The organism is Variovorax sp. 20P10.2.4 (genome assembly GCF_058244205.1).
The window spans coordinates 1-1,017 of sequence record NZ_JBZAYE010001202.1 but is presented as its reverse complement, the minus strand read 5'-3'; the positions used below and the strand labels follow the sequence as shown (position 1 = coordinate 1,017).

1 protein-coding gene is annotated in these 1,017 nt (G+C 69.8%); it reads right to left on the bottom strand.

The window, feature by feature from the left end:
* Positions 1–113: 113 nt before the first annotated feature.
* Positions 114–1,017 (bottom strand): tripartite tricarboxylate transporter substrate binding protein (locus AC27VN_RS42285; RefSeq protein ID WP_490880639.1); only part of this gene is annotated, 904 nt, incomplete at its 5' end.

Genomic DNA, 1,017 nt, shown 5'->3' with positions numbered 1-1,017 from the left:
TCGCGCGCCATGCGGCTACGTTGATGGAGGCGGCACGCAGGTTGTCGGATGCGCTCGCGGCCACGCGCTACGAGCCGCTGGAAGGCCGCGCGCGCAGCCAGTGGCACCCTTAACTAGTCGGCCTTCACGCCCGCCGCCTTCACCACCGGCGCCCACTTCACGATCTCGCTGCGGATCGTCGCCTCGAATTCGGACGCGCTCGAGCCCACGGGCTCGACGCTGAGTTCGGCCAGGCGCTGGCGCACCTCGGGCAGCTGGATCACCTTGACGATGTCGCCCGAGAGCTTGGCCGCGATCGGTGCGGGGAGGCCGCGCGGCGCGACGAAGCCGAACAGGCTTTCGAGCGAATAGCCGGGGATGGTCTCGCCGACGGTCGGATAGTCGGGATAGATGCGGCTGCGCTTGGCATTGGTCACGGCCAGCACCTTGAGCTTGCCGGCCTTCACGTGCGGCAGCGCGGAGTCGAGCAGCACGAAGCCCACCTGCACCCGGCCGCTCAGCAGGTCGTTGTACGCGGGCGCGCTGCCGTTGTAGGGGATGTGGACCATGCCGGTCTCGGCGCGCACGTTCATCATCTCGCCCGCCAGGTGGGTGGCGGTGCCGATGCCCAGCGAGGCATAGCTGACCGAGCCCGGCTTGGCGCGCGCCTTCGCGATCAGCCCGGCCACGTCGTTGGCGGGGAACGAGGGAATGGCGACCAGCGCGATCACCGGGAAGCCCAGCAGGCTCAGCGGCGTGAAGTCCTTGGTGGCGTCGTACGGCAGGTCGTTGCGCAGCGAGGGATTGATGGTGAAGGCGCTGATGACGATGCCGAAGGTGTAGCCGTCGGCCGGCGCCCGCGCGATGGCCTGGGTGCCGACGATGGTGCCGGCGCCGGGCTTGTTGTCGACGATCACGCTCTGGCGCCAGAGCTCGCCGAGCTTCTGCCCGAGCAGGCGGCCGATGACGTCGGTGGCGCCGCCCGGCGGCAGCGGGATCACCATCTTCACGGGATGCGAGGGGAAGGCGGAAGCGGGC